The following is an 18,453-nucleotide window of genomic DNA, read 5'->3' as shown; positions in this document are numbered from 1 at the left end:
TGCACACCCTGCAAATAAAAACGTTTTTAATGCAAAAGGGCTTTCTATATTATCCAACTACTAAGCTATTTTGGCATCCGCCTGCAACGCAATAGGATTCTTGTGTATATTTCGTTTACTATTACTTGTCAACACAAATCCGGATGAAACCGTATGTATTAAAGATGGCAACGCAGCCCGGTATTTCCTTTGAAGTCAGAAGGGACCTGGTACCGGTAAACAATCGCTGGCATTGTCATAAAGAAGTGGAACTCATCTATATTGCGCAAGGAGCAGGAACACTTCTTGTAGGCGATCATGTCCGCAATTTTTCGGCCGGCACCCTCTGTCTGATCGGTGCAGATGTACCACACTACTGGCGATTTGATGACCGGTATTTTGAAAACGCGCCGATGACCATTGATGTAATTGCGATTCATTTTCTTGAAATTTTCTGGGGAAAAGAATTCCTGGGTCTTCCTGAAAATAACAGCATCCGGCAATTGCTCGAACGGGCGCAACGGGGTATCCTCGTTCAGGGCCGCATCAAGCCGCTGATTCATTCCTTTGAATACCTCCTGCATATCAACGGGCCTTACCGCATCATTTCCCTGATCGCCCTGCTGTCGAAGATTGCAGAATGGACGGAGGTGGTGCTCCTTTCCTCCGGTAAGGTATCTGCCGGGGCAGGTGTTTTGGAGGAGCAACGGATCAACGCCGTTTATGAATACACGATGAAACATTTCAAACGCAAAATACCCCTGCAGGAAATCGCAAAAGTGGCCAGTGTAAGTCCCAATGCCTTTTGCCGGTATTTTAAACAGCGTACGAGAAAAACCTATTCGCAATTTATAACTGAGTTACGGATCGGTTATGTTTGTAAGCGCCTGGTGGAAACAGACAGTCCCGTGAAATTGCTGTGCTATGAAAGCGGGTTTAACAACGCTACATCGTTTCACCGGTGCTTCAAAAATATAACCGGCAGAAGTCCGCTTTCTTATCAGAAAACATACCGGAATTAGCCGGTCATCATTTTTTTAAACCTGTCATATGAAGTGCTTACCAATACTAATTTTTTCCGCATTCCTGCATTGCATGCCAGCCGGTTTGACTGCACAGTCCCCGGCACTCCAAAACAGCCGGTATGTGGCCGGCATTAAGAAAGATACAGTGGAGGTTGTTTCCGGCAGCACATATGCGTTTACTGCAGACACCCCGGAGGACAGCGGCCTGGTCGCTACCACGCCTTCAGTAGCGGCCTTCCTGGCAGACATCCGGCAGCAGTCTTATCAGTACACACTTCATTCCGTAAAAGGCCGCAGCCTGATCGCAACCGGGGATCGGCTTACGGAGCGCTGTACAAACGGGCAACTCCGGACTTATTATATCGCATGCGTTCGGAAAGCGCTGGGCGGACAACTGGCAGCAGCGCAGAAAAGTATTACTGTAAATACAATTACGGATCTTACACTTTATTTTACCGCCGGACAACGCAGCCCTGATGCAACAATTAGGATTGAGCTGCCTTCCGGAATACAAGCGTCGATGGAGCAGACAACCGTTAACATCATCGGCCGAGGAGATGTTCTACTAAAGGATCTCGAACACCAGTCCGTTGGCAGAACGGGTGCCGGCTATCCTTTTTCCAAAACCGGAGTGGTGCAGATCCTGGAAAACGGCCGGCTGCTGCTTTTTAAACACCTGGATCTCCGTCCTTCCAACGGACCCGACCTGAAGATCGTGCTCCGCAAGGTGCAATGCACCCAAACCGGCACCTGTATATTTAAAGCGCGTTATACAACCCGGTTACCAGCAGTATTGACGAGTGCGGATGCAAGTACTTCCGTTACTGTTACACGTACAATCGGAGATCTGAAACGGATTCCTGCAGCGGGTTTGGCTTACCATACAATACCAGCGCTATACACTTCCACGGTATTACAATGGTCCAGGTCACAAATTCCGGGTGCGCTTATACAACAATCTCTTGATTCCGGTAAAACCTGGCAACCTGCAAAAGCAACCCTCCTGTTAAACAAAGGTGAAGCCCGTCTTACCCGTCTCCAGCCTAACCGGCTTTACTGGTTCCGGCTATGGGTTCCCCGGGGGCCCCATAAAGGGGTATCCAACAGTGTGGCATTTTACTCCGGAGCAATAGATGTCCGCGATTGGGGTATTACCGGTAACGGCCTGGAGGATAATACGGAACAAATTAACGAAGCCATCCGTTATATACACGGCCTGGGCGGCGGCACGCTGCGCTTTAGCAGCGGAACATACCAGGTACGAACCGTGCATTTACTGAGCCATGTATGGCTTTATATAGATAAAGATGCTACCATAAAAGCGCTGAAGGGTGGCGACGCGCCCGAAGCTACCTGGTACAGCGACAAACAATACCGGTCCGGCCTCTCTCCTACCGATCCGGGACCATATGAAAACCCGCAGAACTGGCTTACCAAGCAGGATGTGGGGCATACCTTTTTTAGGAATGCCATGTTCCACGGCGAGCGCGCAGATAATATTAAGATCATCGGCAACGGTTATATTACCGGTAACGGCAACCTGGTAACCAGTGACAAGGTCATGAACAACGAGCCGGATAACCGTAGCGATAAAATGTTTTCGCTAAAACTTTGTACGCGTGTTGAAATCGGAGGTTTACACCGCAATGAAGACCTCTGGTACGACAGCATAAAAGATGCGCCATATTACATCCTGCCCGATCAGAAAAAGGATTTTGATACCGGGAATATGCTGCGTATCGACCGCGCGGGTCATTTTGTATTGCTGGCCACCGGAACGGATAATATTCATGTGCATGACACCTATTTTGCAAAAGAACATACATCCAACGCCCGCGATATCTATGATTTTATGAGTTGTAACAATGTTACGGTTATGAATATCTATTCCAAGGTAAGTTCAGATGACATTGTAAAACCAGGTTCCGATTGCTCCCTGGGATTTACCAGGCCCGCAAAAAATTACAGGGTGCGTAATATCATTGGCGATACCAACTGCAACCTGTTCCAGATAGGCTCTGAAACGGCAGATGATATTGCCGATATCTGTGTAGATAACATTTATGTACTGGGTGCCAATAAAGCGGGCTTTTCCATATCCACTAATGATGGCGGACATATCCGGAATATCCATCTCAATTGCGGGCATACCGGAAGCCTGCACCACCGCTCTAAAATGCTGCGAACCTACACACCCTTTTTTATCTCCATTTCCAACAGGGGTCGCGTATTGGGCGCTACAGCCAAACGGTTCCGGTTTCGCGAGCAGGGTGTATGGCGGGATGAACTGCTGGTGACCAACGTTGATATCGGCCGGGTGGAAAACATTCTTTTAAACGGGGTAGACATCGCCGAGGTGTACAATGGCAGTTCTTTTGGAAAGAGCGGCACACGCTGGATGCCATACGATGGTACACAAAGAGCAGCCACCCCTATTATTGCGGGCTACCAACTGCCCGAAGCCGACCAGGTGGAAGGCGGGTTACCATTCCGGCTGCCCAATGGTATGCATACCGGCTATATCCGCAATATTGCTTTTAATGATATCCAGGTATCGGTAAAAGGCGGGCACCCGGCTTCCGATACAACAGCCTGCCCTCCTGAACTGGGGGTTGGACAATACAATGCCTCCAACCTGAAAGTGCAACCCTCCTGGGGCCTTTGGGTACGCCATGCCCAGAACCTCACGGTAAAAAATTCCAGGTTCTACACCGAAAAGCCGGATGGCCGCTATGTACTTTATCTGGATGATGTTCAACATGCACAGCTGATCCGTATTCAAACGCCGGACGGCACCAGACAACGGCTGGGATACCGGAAGGTGGAGGGATTGACGATAGAATGATCGCAGTGTTCAGCCTGTCTTATCAATGATCCGTTTCCGATTGAGTTATAAAGCTGACACTGCTGATTGACAACCGATAACATTAGGAATAGCTGTAAGCATTCGTCTGTGACATTCCGTATCATCAGTGGAAAAAGATGCAAACTGACAAAGGCTCTGCATTATACGGCCGGCTGTTGTTCATGAATGCAAACAAGGATCATCGTAAAAAAAGCCAGATAGTAGTATAAACCACTGCCTGGCCCAAAAATCCACGCTCAATATCTACATGCAGCCCTTCTGCCATACCAGCAGAGGGCTATTTAAAAGGCCGTTAAACTATCGGCTGCCAGGGTTTTAAAGGTATCAATGGCTGTTGCCATGGGCAGGTAATAGGATTGGAGGGCAGGTTTCGAACCAGGCAGATAGGAGGATATGGTTACTGAATCCTGTTTGAACCGAACACTATCTAAAACTCCATCCTTTCTTGTATACCGGATTTGGGAAAAAATCTTTGTGGTATCTGTTTTAAGAAAATACAACCGTACAGAATCTGTTCCAAAAAATTTCCGGCTACTGAGCCTTTGATTGGTCAGCGATGAACGATAATAGGGACCAAATACCCTTACACCATTAATAGCCTGCCCAATGGACCGGTCACCCCTGTCATTCGTTGTTACCATTTTAAAACTTTGGACGTATTCCGGAAGCCCCGATACAATATACCGGTATACGCCGTCTGCATGAATGGCTGTTGCAGGTATGGTTGCCGAATCCCGGTTATTGTTCCAGTAAACTGTGTAAGACACTACTGTGGGATCAATACTTTTTTTCCATTCCATCTGAATACGCAAATTACCGCTTCGGGTACCAATTTCCTGCGCCAAACCGGCATAAACGATTTCACTATTCCCTATAAATTTCTTGTACGCATACTGATCTTTTTCGCAACCGGTAACCAGTATAAGGCTGAGAATAAAAACGCTGATAAAGAATTTCATTTTAAATAATTTATTTTTTGCGGCCGGCTTGCTCAAATTACCGGGCGCTCATTAAAATTGACAAACATGGGTCGTTGATTCATTAGCCGTTGCAACCTATCGGTCATCGCCAAAAAGATCTATTTCAGCCGCATGCGTAAAGTTTCCCGGCGTCCAGGTTTCGCTTACAACCAGCCGCAATACTTTAACCTTGGGGGCTGCAAACGGAACTTCAAATTCCGAACCTGCATTGAAAAAGGCCTTGTCCTGCGCTGTGGGCGCTGTAGGCGGTGCCCCTGAAGGTGGATCAGGCCAGGCATAGTTGCCAAGATTCACCCATCCGTTGATATTGGTTCCCTCTTCGGCAAACATGGGAACTATAAAATCGCCGGGATTATCCGATTCCGAACCCCAGAGACTGAAGATCCGCGGACAGCCATGCCGGAATTCATAGCCAGAATTTCTGGGAGTGAGTTTAAACCGGCTTAGTTTTACATAAGAACCCAGTTTAAATGTTCCGTACACCGGTAACTGCTGACTGGTGGCCTGTGTTGTATGCCAGAAATTGGAATAGTTTCCATCGAACAAATTTTTAAGCGGATAGGAACTGCTATAAATAGGCGTTTCGCTGGGCAGCGCGTATGCCGAAAATTTGGTTTTATCGAGCGTTTTTTCATACAACGGTTTAACCGTACTGAAGATGGTATCGGACCGGTTCCCCCATTTATCCGTAACATAGGAGGCATATACCCTTGGAAGCGTATCATACCCCCGTATTGCATAGGAAATATTTGGGAATGCTGTAAAGTTTTGCTGACGAATACTTAGCTTGCCAATGGCGTTATCGAGAAAAACGATTCCCACCGTTTTGCTATCCGCGTTCTGCGCCTGAACCCGCACGCCTTGAAAATCGGGTGTCATGGTTAGAGATTTTGCTACCAGCTGGTACACTGGTGTTTGGGGATGCACTTTAACAGTTATAGGATCCGATGCTACATTAGCCCTGCTTACCACAGTAAGTGTTACGTTGTATTCCTTAGCGGCCTCAAATCCTTCAACGATAAGGGTATCTGAAAAATAACTCGATCTTGTTTCCTGAGGCCTTGCAGTACCGCCGCTAAGATCATAGTTTGCTTTCACATACAGAATATTGTCCGCCTTGGGAAGATCATAAATGATATAAGATCCGCCATTAAAATCTACCACGGAGTATTGCTGTATGGGCGCAGGTTTAGTTTTATCCGTCGAAATCATTTCTACAAATTCATTCTTATGACTACAGGAAATCCAAGTTGCGGATAACAACATAACGGAAATCATAAACCCAATGTGTATATATTTAGTTCGCTTTATCTGTAACATGTTATACTTTTTTATTGCCGGCTTCAAATTAATTGGATTGCTCATTGTTATAAAACATCATCGCTCTACCAGTAAGGGTTTTGAACCAGGTTCTGATTCACCAATAATTCACTTGAAGAGATGGGCCATAGATAATCTTTTATTGAAAGCGATGGCACGTAAAATGTAGTCAGCTGGTAGTAACCGGCTGTGGTCGTCTGGCTTACCGTCCATCCCTGTATGGGGCGGGTAGCCACTTCCAGGTATTCCTTCCATCTTCTCAGATCCCAGCCCGCTTTGCCTTCCATACAAAGCTCTATACGGCGCTCCCGGTGAATGATCTGCCTTAAACCATCACGGGTTAAAGGCTTGCCGGGGTTGTTGGAATACCTGGCCCAGGATTCCACAATTCCTTTCAGGCCGGTACGGGCCCGTACCATGTCCAGGTAATGATACACTTCTTCTGAAGGACCGTTTGCTTCATTCAAACATTCTGCATACAGCAGGTACAGATCAGCCATACGGATCAGGGGCAACCGGTAATTAGATGCCGTGTACGAAGTGGCGTTATTCACCGTAAGATAATTGCATAATTTTTTGGGCCAGATTCCAAACACATTTCCCGATTCAGCATTTGAAACTCCCGAAATACTGCTGGCCCCTTTTCCCTGGATGCTTAACAGGCTCCCTGCCGGCGTATAAACGGCGTTACCGAACCAGATACCGCCATCGAACCCGAAGCTGGCATAATAACGCACCTCCCGGTCAAAATTATTTTTGATCGTTTCATACCCCTGCTTTATATAGAACTGCCGGCTTGCATCGCCGGTTGCTGCCGAAAACCGGTTGGCGTAATCCCAGGTATTGTCCTCCTCGATCGGGACGCCATTCCTGGTATAAAACAGATCGGTAACAGAAAACGGACAGGCAATGGTATTCTGTCCCCGGGCAACCACGGCTCCGGACACCAGCTTAGGAAACATCTGCTGCTGCCAGCCAAAACTGCCGTTCAGCGCCCACACAAGTTCTTTATTCTTATCCCAGGTTTCGGTGATCGCCGCCCTGAAATTCATTTCTTTTACTAAAGAATCCGAAAGATTGGCGGGGATATTGGGTGGCATGATATAAGTATACAAACCCAAGCCTACTGATTCTGCCAGATCGATGGCGTCTTTGCATGCCTGTGCTGCTTTTGCCCATAGGGCATTATTCGGTGTGGAAGAAAAAAGCGGCGAGCCATCTTTATTTTTAAAACCGGCATAGTCCGGGTTTCCGTTAAATAAAGGACTGGCCTGGGCAACCAGCACCTCCGCTTTTAACGACAGCGCAATTACCCTCGTAATACGGCCCAGTTCCTGGTCCGGGTTATCAATTTGTATGGGCAATCCATCCGCAGCCTCATCCAACAGTTGCACCACATAGCTAAGCACTGAATCTACGGGATCGCGTTTGGGGCGCGTTTCTTCCGTTGGCGCGGTTACCGGTGTATTGTTTTTCACCATGGGAATAGGGCCATACATTTTAGCCAGGAAAAAATGATAATAGGCTTTCAAAAATTTGGCTTCCGCGATCCAGCGTTCTTTCTCAAAAGACTGCAGATCAATCGGCTTATCTACATTCTCAAGAAAGGTATTGCAGCGTCTTATGGCATCGTAGTAACCCGGGGCCGACCCGCTTCCATCCCAATAATTCAACACCGGGTTGTCTTTGTTCTGCACACCTCCTTTTACAAGCTGGAGCCCGGGCGCCGTAAGATTGGTCTGCCCCAGGTATTCCTGTGGCAATACCAGCTCGCCTCCCGTTGCAAACCAGGGGTCGTTCACCATATTTGACCGCTGTTGCAAGGTGCTGTAACAGGTAAAAAGATATTTTTCGGCTTCGCTCCGGTTCCGGAATGCGTAGTCAAGCGTTCCAACATTCTGCGGAACAATATCCAGGTATTTTTTGCAGCCGGTCATGCCTACAAAAAGTATAAAGGCTCCTAAAATAATAGTGCTGTTCTTTTTCATGATTTCATCCTGGTTTTATAATTGAATGTTGATACCTAAATTATATTGCTTCAATATCGGGTAGTTGAAGGCACTGTTGGGATTATTAGTATTGGTATTAAAAGACAGCTCCGGCTCCCACAAATCAAAGCTGCTGAATCGTAACAGATTGATGCCGCTTAAATAAATCCGCGCATTTTTTAACGGAAGTCTTTTAAACAGTTTTTGCGGAAGCGTGTATCCTATTTCTGCAGATTTTAACCGCAGCAGACTGCCGCTTCTTAACCACCAGGTACTTACCTGTGTATTATTGGCAATCTGGTCGGCCGTTGTTCCCAGCCGGGGGTATAAGGCATAAAGATTTTGATTGCCCTCAGACCAGTGGTCTTCCGCAAAGGCCTGCAGTATTTGTGTGGGTGCACTACCGGTAGCGCTAACAAACGGGCTGATCACATTGGGATACATGTAAAGCGTGGCCCGCGCCTGGCCGGTAAACCGAAAGTTCAGGTCAACGTGTTTGTAGTTTAAACTGGTCCCAAAACCATAGGTAATCTGTGGACTGTTCGGTAATCCTATCGGCACCATATCGGCGTTGTTAATCACTCCATCCCCGTTTATATCACGGTATTTAATATCACCGCCCTGTGCTCCTCTTCCGGAAGTTCCAAATATCTGACGGGGAGAGGCCGCAGCTTCCTGGTCATCTACAAACAACCGCTCAGCTATATAGCCCATGCGTTGTCCTACATACTGACCGGTTTTGCGCCTCCAGTACTCCGCTCCGTAATCAGCTTCTTCATAATAATCATACTTCGCCTTTGAAAAGGTACTGTTCGACATTACAATCAGGCTCAGTCCGTTGGAAAACGCTTTTTTGTAATTCAATGTAAGATCCAACCCCTGGGAGCTGGCCTTACCCAGGTTACCACTCAAACCGGCTTCCAGCCCCATGCTATTGGGTATGAGCCTTGCCTGTAAAATATCTGTTGTTTTCCGGGTCCAGTATTCGCCGATAAAATCGAGCGCATTAAATAAGGTAAATTCCACTGCATAGTTACTGATTCTGCTGATTTCCCAGGAAATCTCAGGGTTGGGATAATTGATTATGGTTACCCCTGGCCTGCTATATCCATTATTGGTTCCAAAAACGGCCCCAGCACCGGCATTCTCAAGATTTACATTCGACAGATAGAAAAAGCGTTGGGAGCCGATATCGTCATTCCCGGCCTTACCATAACTGGCCCTTAATTTAAACATGGTTACAATGTCGGCCAGCTTACTATTTTTCCAGAAATTTTCCTTGCTTATATTCCATGCCCCCGATACGCTGGGGAAAAAACCGAAGCGATGGCCCGGATCGAAACGTTCCGATCCGTTGTATCCAAAATCAAATTGCAGGTTGTACTTATTCTGGTACCCGTAACGTGCACTCCCTGCATAAGTAAGATTCCGGGTAGGCAGGATCTTTGTATAATCGGTTGCATTTTCCGGATCCAGCTTTTGCTGGCGGTTGATTACCAGCGATCCGTTCAGACTGTGGTCACCAAAGCTTCTATCATAATTTAAAATACCCTGCATCTGGATGAAAGAACTGGAACCGCGATCTCCTGCTGATATGGCAAGATATTCAGTTGCCACTCCGTTGGACCCCGAACCGGCGTTTCCGTTGAAAGGCAGATCAGCCCTGTTATTGAGCCAAAACAACGTATATTGATTAGCCGCCCGGTCATACGTATTTACCGTATAATAAAAAGGATTATAGGTCATGGTATACTGTACCTGGGCGAACCGGTTCGTAGTAAAGAACCCGCTGAAGCTTAATCCCTTGGTGATCATATCCAGGTTCTGGCTTAAACGGGCAGTAGCAGTGATCCGCGAATTATTGCGCGTTCTGTAGCCCCGCATCATTTGCGCGTAAGGGTTGGCATATCCCACACCCTGGGTGGGCAAAAAGTTGCCCCCGCTGCGGTCGGGTGAATTACCATTGAAATTACCAAATAATATATGTTGTGTATACCGGTTGGCGCTATCCGGAGCGAAATAGGCGGGAAACAACACCGGGCTGCTGTGCGTGGCCCAATAATACAGGTCGGTAGCAAATCCGCTGGCGTCATTGGTAATGGGCCCGCTATAATCATTGAAAATACCCCATAGATCCACACTGAGTTTGGTGGTACGGGTAAGCTTCACATCTACATTTGACCGCAGCTGGTAATTCCGGAATTTAATACCGCCATCAAATATACGCTGGTCGCCTTCCCTTAAAAGTCCTTTATCCTCACTGTATGAACCAGATACCATATACTGCGTAGACTCACTTCCTCCGGAAATTGAAGCATTGAGTTTTTTTGTGGAAGAATACTTTTTGAACATCAGGTTCATCCAGTCAACCGCCGGGTACACATACGGATTACCATCCGGTGCGCCATCAAGCGTTCTTTGGGTAAAATATATTTTATCGGCATCAAACTGCGGAATCTGGTAAGGGTTCCTGGTTAACTGTGCTTCATTGTACAGATTCATATACGTAATCGGATCTGCAAATTTCAGCGTTTGTGTAGGTGTTGAAATAGAATTGTCGTAACGTACATTATAATTGGGCTTGCCAACTTTTCCCCGCTTTGTGGTTACCAGTATTACCCCGTTTGCCCCGCGCGAACCATATAGCGCCGTGGCACTGGCGTCTTTTAAAATAGAGAATTCAGCAATATCATCTACCTGCAGGCGCGCCAGATCGTCCGACGTCAATTCGATATTGTCAATTAATATCAGCGGACTTTGCCGGTATCCGAATGTAGTAACGCCCCGAACAAAGAAATCAGCATTATCAAACCCGGGCTGACCGCTGCTTTGAAAACCGATGACACCCGCAACCTGCCCGGCCAGTGCAGCGGTAAGGTTGGAAGCCGGCGTTCTTAACTGATCGGGTTTAATTGTGGCGACAGAGCCGGTTACAGATTCGCGGCGGACTTTTTTCCCATAGGCCGTTACGATCACTTCTTCATCGGCAGCGGCTTCCCTGGCCGTTAGCGTAATCCTGAGAGCCTGTTCCGGTATGGCCGGCACCTTGTAAGTAGCATTATTGTGCGTCACCGCGGTAAAAACCAATGTACTTTCAGGCACCACATCCAGCACGAACCTACCATTTACATCGGTTGCTGTTCCCACTTTCTCATTGCCTTGTACCGTAATGCTGATATTCGGTAATGGAAGATCTGCGGTATCTACCACCGTACCAACAACCGTTATTTTCCCTTGCGAAAACCCGGCCAGAGACAGGAATAGGAATCCCATTATTGCAACGAACGATCGAAGCCTTTCGGGCATACCCAGGTACGTAAACGTCATTTTCATCATGGAGTATTGCTTTTATTTTATTACTAAAGAAAGTTGTATGTTGGACACTTCCGTTGCACGCTTTTTTTGACTTATCAGGCAATAAAAACACAGTGGAAAGCATGACCTTTCAACAGCAGCCGGTGACCTTTACCAAACCTACCGCCTTGTGCGGGGCATCGCTTCTCCGAAAAGTAGCATACCACCTCCTGAACTACATCAGCCTCAGGGAGCGATGTGGTAGCTTTATGATATTTTGATGAATCTGTAACATAAGGAAAATGGCAAATAACACTGGTATGCTACTTTTATGCAGTATGGCATTCCCTTACGAAGACAATCAATAGATATACCTCCTTTCTAATCTCAAATCAGTTCATAAACATTTAATCGGCAAACACACATCAAACGTTGCATTCAAAAACGGACAATCTGCAATCGGCAATGCAATGTTAAACCGCAAATATGCCCGCATGATTCGTTAAATTAACCAACCATTAAACAATTTTGGCAATAACCCCGGAAGGAGCATTCAACGCGCTATTGAATCACCTCTTTCCTTGATTTGACATAGGAAAAACACTTGCCGTTTCTTTATATCTCCTTGTTTTATACGCCTTCAGCATGTTCATACATTGCTTCCTGAATGCCCTGATCAATTCTGTTTTCAATAAGCTATTTTGTCATCAGGTCTTCGTATTCTGCCGGTGAAAACACCTGTAGCATATTTAGACACAGGATCGGGCCATTTAAAAACCGCAAATACCTGACGGAAATATTGCAGGCAAATGACCGGTCACAACGTGCAGCCGGCGATTAAACGAGAACGCTGCCGTCATTTTCCCGGCGGGCCCTCCGGATCGTGCCTTTTTTCCACATCCAAACCTCCCACAACAAAACCATCCCCAATTATGTTACATTTGTTGGATAATACCAGGAGTTTTAATGGATAAGTTTATTGTTTCAGCGCGGAAATACAGACCCCAGACCTTTGATACGGTAGTGGGGCAGGCTCATATTACTACTACCTTAAAAAACGCGATCCGGCAGAACCAGCTGGCACATGCGTTTTTATTTTGCGGTCCCCGTGGTGTAGGAAAAACTACCTGTGCCCGGATCCTGGCCAAAACCATCAACTGTGAGCATCCTACCGCAGACGGAGAGGCCTGTAACACCTGTAACTCCTGTGTATCATTTAACCAGGGCACTTCGCTAAACATTCATGAACTGGATGCCGCCAGCAATAACTCGGTGGATGATATCCGCACCCTGGTAGACCAGGTACGTTTTGCGCCGCAGGCCGGCCGTTATAAGGTGTATATTATCGATGAGGTGCATATGCTGAGTTCTTCGGCATTTAATGCCTTTCTGAAAACACTGGAAGAACCCCCTTCCTATGCTATTTTTATCCTGGCCACCACAGAAAAGCATAAAATCCTGCCGACCATCCTGAGCCGTTGCCAGATCTTCGACTTCAAGCGCATTACCACCAACGATACCGTGGAGCATCTGGAGGCCATCTGCGAAAAAGAAGGAGTAAAGGCGGAACAGGCTGCCCTGCAGACCATTGCTCAAAAAAGTGAAGGTTGTATGCGGGATGCGCTCAGTATTATGGATAAGATCGTCAGCTTTACCAACGGCGAACTGAACTATACCAATACCCTGGAACACCTGAATATTCTCGATGAAGATTATTATTTTAAACTGCTGGATGATATGTTGCAGCAAAATCTTTCCGGGGCGATGCTTTTGTACGATGATATCAACCGGAAGGGCTTTGAAGGCGACCTGGTGCTGAATGGCTTTGCGGCTTTTATCCGCAACCTGCTCGTAAGTAAAGATGAAAAGGTAGCGGCACTGCTGGATACCGTGGAAAGTTTTAAACAGAAATACCTGGAAACGGCAAAGAAAACGCCGGTAGCATTTCTTATCAGCGCCTTGAATGTACTGAACGAATCAGAGATTAATTACCGCTCGGCCCGGAACAAACGGCTGCACGTAGAGCTCACCCTGATCAAGCTTTGTTACCTGCAACAGGCCATGGAACTGACAGCCGGCGATACAGGGCTGAATAAAAAAAGAATAACTGAAAAAGCAACCGCCCTCCCGTTCCGGAGCATCCAACCGGTTTTGGTAAAACCGGCAACCGCTTCACCAGCAGCCATTCCCGCTGAAAAGAGCACCCCTACCGGCGGCAGACTTATTATTGAAGAACCGCCTCTCAGGCCGGTACCGCCTCCGCCGCCGCCCAGAGAAACGGTAACCGCCACCCGGAAAATCAGCAGCCTGGAAAAACTCCGGCAACAATTTAAAGATACCCATGTAGAACAGGAAGACCGGCCCCTGTCGCAGGAAGCCCTGGAAGAAGCATGGGCCGCTTTCATTGAGGTTTTAAAAGAAAACAAAAACTCCGCCGCACAGAGTTTCGACCTGGCACAATTAAAAGTGCTGGATGACAATTCTTTTTATGTGTACACCGCTAATGCGATCGAATACCGGTTTATTGAATCCTGTAAAACCCAGGCTTCAGAATTTCTTCAGAAACGTTTATCTAATTCGCAGCTCCAGTTCTACATCACCAAGCGGGAAAACGTAGAAACACCCGAAAGCAATGAGCCCCGGCCACTGACCGCCGTACAGCAATACCAGAAAATGATTGAAAAATATCCGCTGGTAAAGGAACTGAAGGAGAAATTAAAGATGGAGCTGGACCGGTAAGACTGCGTTTAATTTGGAAATTTGAGAATGTGGGAATGAAGATGCCGTTCCTGCTCCATGAGCTTCCTACCCTCCATGTTTTACGGGGGAATGGCAAGTAACAAGCAGGAAGGGGCGAAACACATCATGCATAAAAAACAATTTGACGTTGCCGTTTAATCGTGAAGTTTTAAACCTCCCCCTGGAAGAGGTCACAAAATCCAAAAGACAAATCTCAAATCCCCGCATCATCAACTGAGAACTGATCACTGATAACTGATTTCAAATGGAAAATGTGGAAACGAAAATGCCGTTCCTGCTCAATAATCTTACTCCAGGATATAAGGAATAGCGAGTAGTGAACAGGAAAAAGCGAAGCCCACTAAGCAGAAACAATACACAACGTGAAACTTTAAATCTTAAACTTTGAACAAATACAGTGAATCGTAAATAGTCCATGGATCATCGAGTGTAAAACGGACCCACCCCTCAAACCTGTCCCTTATAAACGTTAATAGTCAACGATCCGCTGACCATTGACTATTAACTATTGACTATTGATTATTGATTACTTCTTCTTCCGCTGCTCCTGCATTTGCTTTTGTTGCTCCTGCATCTGCTCCAGCCGCTCCTGCCATTTGGATTTGGTCTTGGGCTTTTTGCGGTTTTCCTGTATCCGTGCCAGGATCTTATCGTGATCGATGATGTAGTTCTGAATCACGAACTGCAATGCCAAGGTGATCAGGTTCGATACCGTATAATACCAGGTCAGCGCCGATGGCAGCCGGTTAAAGATGAATAACAGGAATACCGGGAAGATGTACGGCATGTACTTCATCATCGGGTTGCTTTGATCCGGCGACATGCTCATGCTGTAGATCGAGATCAATAAACTGGTAACGGTTGCCGTGATGGTAAACAGGCTCAGGTGACTGCCCAGCAGGGGGATATGGATACCAAATTTGATCGGATCATCAAAGGCCGAAAGGTCGCTGGCCCAAAGGAAGTCGGCCCCTCTCAGGTCTACACTTGAATTAAAAAAGCTATACAGGGCAAAGAAAATCGGGATCTGGAACAGGGCCGGAATACATCCCCCCAGCGGGTTTACGCCAGCCTCCCGGAACAGTTTCATCTGTTCCATGCTCATAGCCTGCTGATCGGTACCGAATTTTTCTTTCAGGGTAGCAATTTCCGGGCGCAGGGCCTTCATTTTTGCTCCGCTCAGATAGCTTTTATAGGTCAGCGGCGAAATCAGCAGCCGGATCACCAGGGTTAGCAATGCGATTACGATCCCGTAGCTGCTTACAAATCCTTTCATGAAATTAAATACCGGTATGATCACATACTGGTTCAGCGGCCGTACAAAGGCATACATGCCCTGCCCCAGGTTCACCATCTTGCTGAAGCCGTTATCGTAGCTTTTTAAAATATTGTAATCAGCCGGACCATAGTAAATGCTCATAGGAACGGTTGCGGCATTACCTGCGGGCACTTTCAGCTGCATATTGGCCGTGCTCTTTACAACTTCCTTATTGGCATCCGGTGGAATGGTCCAGGAGATCTTTCCCCCGCTGAAATGATCCTTGGCCACCAGGAATGTATTGAAAAACCGCTGACGTACACCGATCCAGTTAACCTCCTTTTCAAAGTTCACATGATCTTTACGGCCGATGGTGTGATAGTCGAAATTACCATCTTCCATATAGCCGATCTGCGTATTTTGTTTTTCAAATTCAATATCGGACTCCTGCTGAGCCGCATCGTACTGCCAGGTCATATTCATTACCCCCTGCGATAAAAGGCTGCCGGGTTGTGACAGGCTGATGTTAAAATCAATTTTATACTGGTTCGGATGAATAATAAACTGGTGTACGATGGCACTGGAAGCAGCCGTACTGTCGCCACTCTTCAATTCAAAGGTTACCACCTGGCTACCGTCAGGGCCTGGAGTAACCTTTCCGTTACTAAAATACAAATCACCGGTTTGCGCACTCTGGTTGGCCGCGGTGTTGATGGCGTAGCTGATTTTATTAAAATCCGTTGCCGCCAGTTTTACCTGCTGACTGTCCAATGCATTTTTAAACTTCTTCAGCTCTACAAACTTGGGTTGTCCGCCCTTATTGGTAAAGGCAATTTTGAACACTTCATTTTCAGCTGTCACCAGTTGTTCGGCACCCTGTGCTGCATTCAAAAACACACCGGCACTGGTAACATGACGCTGGGAATCTGCCCGGAGCGAATCCTGGCGCAGTGCGGCGGTGTCCAGCTTCGGCCTCAGCGCATTGGCGATGGAATCCTTCCTCGCCTGCTCTTTCTGATGTGCTCCCTGCTGCAGGTTATTGTAGTAAAAATAGAAGAAAAAGAGTACGGCTAAGAGTCCGAACCCGATGATCGTATTCCGGTCAAAATTCATTACTTACGTATATTTTTGAGCCGGCAAAGATAGGACAAAGCGCGGGATTTGTCTTTGAGGATTTCATCTGTTTGTTTTTTATTCTTTTTGTCCCGGGGCTCACTGTTACAGGTTGGAGTTTGTCAAAATGGCTTCCCCAAGGATCCGGGGTAGTCAAAAAAAAATCGCCCGGGAATTCCAGGCGATCAAACGCATAAACCTATGCTAAGTAATTATAAATCAACATTTACGATTTCTCCTTTTTTTGAAGCAACGCTGTTGGCCGCAGCGTGTTCCACCGCAGCTTCCACAAACTTTACAAAAATGGGATGCGGGTTTTCCACGGTACTTTTCAATTCGGGGTGAAACTGCACACCAACGAAGAACGGATGTGAAGGCAGCTCGATCACTTCCACCAGTCCGCTTTCCGGGTTTTTACCGCTGGCCACCATTCCGGCCTTTTCAAACGCTTCCAGGTATTTATTGTTAAACTCCCAGCGATGACGGTGACGCTCCGTAATGTGCTGGGTTCCGTAGATAGAGGCCGCCAGACTACCTTCTTTCAGCTCGCAGGCGTAAGAGCCCAGGCGCATTGTTCCCCCCTTTTCGGTAATATTTTTCTGGCTCTCCATCAGGTCGATTACCGGGTCTGCTGCATTTTCATCCATTTCGGTAGAATTGGCTCCCTTTAGTCCGATTACATTCCTTGCAAACTCAATAGCAGACATTTGCATACCCAAACAAATTCCAAAGAAAGGTAATCCATGCTCCCGGGCATATTGCACCGCTGTAATTTTTCCTTCCACGCCCCTCAATCCAAAGCCCGGAGCCACCAGCAGCCCGTCGAGCCCGCTGAGCTTTTCTGCCACATTTTCCGGTGTAATATATTCGCTGTGTACATTTATGATCTGCACCTGGCATTCGTTTACCGCACCGGCATGCACAAAGGCCTCCAGGATTGATTTATAGGCATCCTGCAGCTCCAGGTATTTACCAATAAGCCCAATGCGCACCACCGATTTGGGGTACTTTAATTTATCCAGGAATGCGCGCCAGCGGGTCAGTTCCGGCTCTTTAAATTCGGATATGCCCATGATCTTTAAAACGGTAAGATCCAGTTTTTCACGCAGCATGGCCATCGGCACTTCATAGATGGTTGACTGATCTGCTGATTCGATCACTGCATCCTGACGCACATTACAGAACTGGGCAATTTTTCGGCGCAGCTCGGGTGTAAGCGGTTTTTCCGTTCTGCACACAATGATATCGGGGCGTACGCCCTCCTGGCTCAGCATCCGTACACTGTGCTGGGTAGGCTTGGTTTTTAATTCTTTTGCGGCCTTCAGGTAAGGAATCAATGTCAGATGGATCACCACCGTGTCTTCATCAGGGAGTTCCCACTGCAACTGGCGGATAGCTTCCACAAACGGCAGGCTTTCGATGTCGCCGATGGTACCACCAATTTCGGTAATCACGATATCGTATTCGCCGGTGGTGCCCAGCTCCATCATCCTGCGCTTGATTTCGTTGGTAATATGGGGTACCACCTGCACCGTTTTGCCCAGGTACGCACCTTCCCGCTCCTTATTGATTACTGTTTGATAGATCCGCCCGGTGGTTACATTGTTGGCCTGGGAGGTAAAGATGTTCAGAAAACGTTCATAGTGGCCCAGGTCCAGGTCAGTTTCGGCACCATCCTCCGTTACGTAACATTCCCCGTGCTCGTAAGGATTCAGCGTACCGGGATCGATATTGATGTATGGGTCGAACTTTTGTATCGTAACCCTCAGCCCCCTCGCCTGTAACAGTTTTGCCAGCGACGCGGCAATAATTCCTTTTCCTAATGAGGAGGACACGCCTCCGGTTACAAATACGTACTTAGCCATAATGG

9 protein-coding genes are annotated in these 18,453 nt (G+C 47.2%); 3 read left to right on the top strand and 6 right to left on the bottom strand.

Annotated elements, in window-relative coordinates; all coding sequences use genetic code 11:
• Nucleotides 1-143: 143 nt before the first annotated feature.
• Together LL912_RS23615 and LL912_RS23610 are read left to right on the top strand one after the other, a co-directional pair.
• A complete protein-coding gene (locus LL912_RS23615; protein WP_235556093.1) occupies nucleotides 144-1,001 on the top strand; it encodes an AraC family transcriptional regulator in 858 nt (285 codons plus the stop codon).
• A 28-nt stretch (nucleotides 1,002-1,029) separates the two neighbouring features.
• Nucleotides 1,030-3,849: an endopygalactorunase gene (locus tag LL912_RS23610; RefSeq protein ID WP_235556091.1), complete on the top strand. Its 2,820-nt coding sequence runs from the start codon at nucleotides 1,030-1,032 to the stop codon at nucleotides 3,847-3,849.
• 302 nt (nucleotides 3,850-4,151) lie between these two features.
• On the opposite strand, the gene LL912_RS23605 is transcribed toward LL912_RS23610, so the two are convergent.
• The 4 genes from LL912_RS23605 to LL912_RS23590 all read right to left on the bottom strand — a co-directional run bounded on the left by LL912_RS23605 (nucleotide 4,152) and on the right by LL912_RS23590 (nucleotide 11,494).
• Nucleotides 4,152-4,829 (bottom strand): DUF4998 domain-containing protein, encoded by a 678-nt coding sequence (locus tag LL912_RS23605; protein ID WP_235556090.1) that lies wholly within the window; start codon nucleotides 4,827-4,829, stop codon nucleotides 4,152-4,154.
• Nucleotides 4,830-4,925: 96 nt separating this feature from the next.
• Nucleotides 4,926-6,116 (bottom strand): DUF5000 domain-containing lipoprotein, encoded by a 1,191-nt coding sequence (locus tag LL912_RS23600; RefSeq protein WP_255786043.1) that lies wholly within the window; start codon nucleotides 6,114-6,116, stop codon nucleotides 4,926-4,928.
• Nucleotides 6,117-6,235: 119 nt separating this feature from the next.
• Nucleotides 6,236-8,158 carry a RagB/SusD family nutrient uptake outer membrane protein gene (locus LL912_RS23595; protein WP_235556088.1) on the bottom strand — a complete coding sequence of 641 codons (1,923 nt, stop codon included), beginning with the start codon at nucleotides 8,156-8,158 and terminating at the stop codon, nucleotides 6,236-6,238.
• A gap of 15 nt (nucleotides 8,159-8,173) precedes the next feature.
• The gene (locus LL912_RS23590) at nucleotides 8,174-11,494 is read right to left on the bottom strand and encodes a SusC/RagA family TonB-linked outer membrane protein (protein ID WP_235556087.1); all 3,321 of its coding nucleotides are present in this window, start codon (nucleotides 11,492-11,494) and stop codon (nucleotides 8,174-8,176) included.
• Between the two features lie 924 nt (nucleotides 11,495-12,418).
• Between LL912_RS23590 and dnaX the strand changes: the two genes are divergently transcribed.
• Nucleotides 12,419-14,191: a DNA polymerase III subunit gamma/tau gene (gene dnaX, locus LL912_RS23585; protein WP_235556085.1), complete on the top strand. Its 1,773-nt coding sequence runs from the start codon at nucleotides 12,419-12,421 to the stop codon at nucleotides 14,189-14,191.
• Nucleotides 14,192-14,738: 547 nt separating this feature from the next.
• Here the strand turns inward: dnaX and yidC are convergent.
• Nucleotides 14,739-16,583 carry a membrane protein insertase YidC gene (gene yidC / locus LL912_RS23580; protein WP_235556084.1) on the bottom strand — a complete coding sequence of 615 codons (1,845 nt, stop codon included), beginning with the start codon at nucleotides 16,581-16,583 and terminating at the stop codon, nucleotides 14,739-14,741.
• Between the two features lie 212 nt (nucleotides 16,584-16,795).
• Entirely contained in the window at nucleotides 16,796-18,448 is a 1,653-nt protein-coding gene (locus LL912_RS23575) for a CTP synthase (protein ID WP_255785840.1), read from the bottom strand.
• Nucleotides 18,449-18,453: the final 5 nt, after the last annotated feature.

Source organism: Niabella agricola, from assembly GCF_021538615.1.
Classification (GTDB): Bacteria; Bacteroidota; Bacteroidia; order Chitinophagales; family Chitinophagaceae; genus Niabella; species Niabella agricola.
The sequence above is the reverse complement of the archived record's forward strand: the minus strand, read 5'-3'. Positions and strand labels throughout refer to the sequence as shown.